The sequence below is a fragment of the Enterococcus pernyi genome (genome assembly GCF_045371165.1).
Lineage (GTDB): Bacteria > Bacillota > Bacilli > Lactobacillales > Enterococcaceae > Enterococcus_B > Enterococcus_B pernyi.
Genome location: NZ_JBIQDM010000022.1, coordinates 1 through 3,132, shown reverse-complemented (window position 1 = coordinate 3,132; position 3,132 = coordinate 1). Strand labels below are relative to the sequence as shown.

General features: G+C 50.4%; 2 rRNA genes. Both read left to right on the top strand.

Going from position 1 to position 3,132, the window contains the following annotated elements:
- Nucleotides 1–11: 11 nt before the first annotated feature.
- Nucleotides 12–2,926: ribosomal RNA gene (locus ACH0AK_RS14860) — 23S ribosomal RNA — on the top strand.
- A gap of 90 nt (nucleotides 2,927–3,016) precedes the next feature.
- Nucleotides 3,017–3,132 (top strand): 5S ribosomal RNA (gene rrf, locus ACH0AK_RS14855).

Genomic DNA, 3,132 nt, shown 5'->3' with positions numbered 1-3,132 from the left:
AAGGTTGATAAGGTTAAGTGAATAAGGGCGCACGGTGGATGCCTTGGCACTAGGAGCCGATGAAGGACGGGACTAACACCGATATGCTTTGGGGAGCTGTACGTAAGCTATGATCCAGAGATTTCCGAATGGGGGAACCCAGCATCTTTTATAGGATGTTACGTATACGTGAATACATAGCGTATACGAGGTAGACGCAGAGAACTGAAACATCTAAGTACCTGCAGGAAGAGAAAGAAAATTCGATTCCCTGAGTAGCGGCGAGCGAAACGGGAAAAGCCCAAACCAATGAGCTTGCTCATTGGGGTTGTAGGACTCCAATATGGTAGTTCTTTCAGATAGTCGAATGACTTGGAAAAGTCAGTCAGAGAGGGTGAAAGCCCCGTAGATGAAATTTGGAAGGCACCTAGGAGGATCCTGAGTACGGCGGAACACGAGGAATTCCGTCGGAATCCGGGAGGACCATCTCCCAAGGCTAAATACTCCCTAGTGACCGATAGTGAACCAGTACCGTGAGGGAAAGGTGAAAAGCACCCCGGAAGGGGAGTGAAATAGAACCTGAAACCGTGTGCCTACAACAAGTCAAAGCCCGTTAATGGGTGATGGCGTGCCTTTTGTAGAATGAACCGGCGAGTTACGATTGCATGCGAGGTTAAGTTGAAGAGACGGAGCCGCAGCGAAAGCGAGTCTGAATAGGGCGTTTGAGTATGTAGTCGTAGACCCGAAACCATGTGATCTACCCATGTCCAGGTTGAAGGTGCGGTAAAACGCACTGGAGGACCGAACCCACGTACGTTGAAAAGTGCGGGGATGAGGTGTGGGTAGCGGAGAAATTCCAAACGAACTTGGAGATAGCTGGTTCTCTCCGAAATAGCTTTAGGGCTAGCCTCGGAATTGAGAATGATGGAGGTAGAGCACTGTTTGGACTAGGGGCCCATCTCGGGTTACCGAATTCAGATAAACTCCGAATGCCATTCATTCATATCCGGGAGTCAGACTGTGAGTGATAAGATCCATAGTCGAAAGGGAAACAGCCCAGACCACCAGCTAAGGTCCCAAAATATATGTTAAGTGGAAAAGGATGTGGGGTTGCACAGACAACTAGGATGTTGGCTTAGAAGCAGCCACCATTTAAAGAGTGCGTAATAGCTCACTAGTCGAGTGACCCTGCGCCGAAAATGTACCGGGGCTAAACATATTACCGAAGCTGTGGAGTACACCTTTAGGTGTATTGGTAGGAGAGCGTTCTAAGGGCGTTGAAGGTAGATCGTGAGGACTGCTGGAGCGCTTAGAAGTGAGAATGCCGGTATGAGTAGCGAAAGACAGGTGAGAATCCTGTCCACCGAATGACTAAGGTTTCCTGGGGAAGGCTCGTCCGCCCAGGGTTAGTCGGGACCTAAGCCGAGGCCGACAGGCGTAGGCGATGGACAACAGGTTGATATTCCTGTACTCGTTGTTTTTGTTTGAGCAATGGAGGGACGCAGGAGGCTAAGGAATGCAGACGATCGGAAATGTCTGTCCAAGCAGTAAGTCTTGATAGGAGTCAAATGCTTCTAACTTTAAGGACAAGCTGTGATGGGGAGGGAAATAATAGTACCGAAGTTCCTGACGTCACACTGCCGAGAAAAGCTTCTAGTGAGAAAACAACGACCCGTACCGCAAACCGACACAGGTAGTCGAGGAGAGAATCCTAAGGTGAGCGAGAGAACTCTCGTTAAGGAACTCGGCAAAATGACCCCGTAACTTCGGGAGAAGGGGTGCTGATCGTCAGATCAGCCGCAGTGAATAGGCCCAAGCGACTGTTTATCAAAAACACAGGTCTCTGCAAAATCGTAAGATGAAGTATAGGGGCTGACGCCTGCCCGGTGCTGGAAGGTTAAGAGGAGTGCTTAGCGTAAGCGAAGGTACGAATTGAAGCCCCAGTAAACGGCGGCCGTAACTATAACGGTCCTAAGGTAGCGAAATTCCTTGTCGGGTAAGTTCCGACCCGCACGAAAGGCGTAACGATTTGGGCACTGTCTCAACGAGAGACTCGGTGAAATTTTAGTACCTGTGAAGATGCAGGTTACCCGCGACAGGACGGAAAGACCCCATGGAGCTTTACTGTAGTTTGATATTGAGTGTCTGTACCGCATGTACAGGATAGGTAGGAGCCGTAGAAATCGGAACGCTAGTTTCGATGGAGGCGCTGGTGGGATACTACCCCTGCGTTATGGCCACTCTAACCCGCACCACTTATCGTGGTGGGAGACAGTGTCAGATGGGCAGTTTGACTGGGGCGGTCGCCTCCTAAAGAGTAACGGAGGCGCCCAAAGGTTCCCTCAGAATGGTTGGAAATCATTCGAAGAGTGTAAAGGCAGAAGGGAGCTTGACTGCGAGACCTACAAGTCGAGCAGGGACGAAAGTCGGGCTTAGTGATCCGGTGGTTCCGCATGGAAGGGCCATCGCTCAACGGATAAAAGCTACCCTGGGGATAACAGGCTTATCTCCCCCAAGAGTCCACATCGACGGGGAGGTTTGGCACCTCGATGTCGGCTCGTCGCATCCTGGGGCTGTAGTCGGTCCCAAGGGTTGGGCTGTTCGCCCATTAAAGCGGCACGCGAGCTGGGTTCAGAACGTCGTGAGACAGTTCGGTCCCTATCCGTCGCGGGCGTTGGAAATTTGAGAGGAGCTGTCCTTAGTACGAGAGGACCGGGATGGACTTACCGCTGGTGTACCAGTTGTTCTGCCAAGGGCATTGCTGGGTAGCTATGTAGGGAAGGGATAAACGCTGAAAGCATCTAAGTGTGAAGCCCACCTCAAGATGAGATTTCCCATTTCTTTAAGAAAGTAAGATCCCTGAGAGATGATCAGGTAGATAGGTCAGGAGTGGAAGTACAGTGATGTATGGAGCGGACTGATACTAATCGATCGAGGACTTAACCAAAATAAAATGAAAAACTCGGAGAGTTTCTTACTGATACTTCAAATCCAGTTTTGAGTGAACAAGATTTACTCAAACATAGATAACACCAAGTGTGGTGGCGATGGCGAGAAGGATACACCTGTAACCATGCCGAACACAGAAGTTAAGCTTCTTAGCGCCGATTGTAGTGAGGGGTTGCCCCTTGTGAGAGTAGGACGCCGCCACGC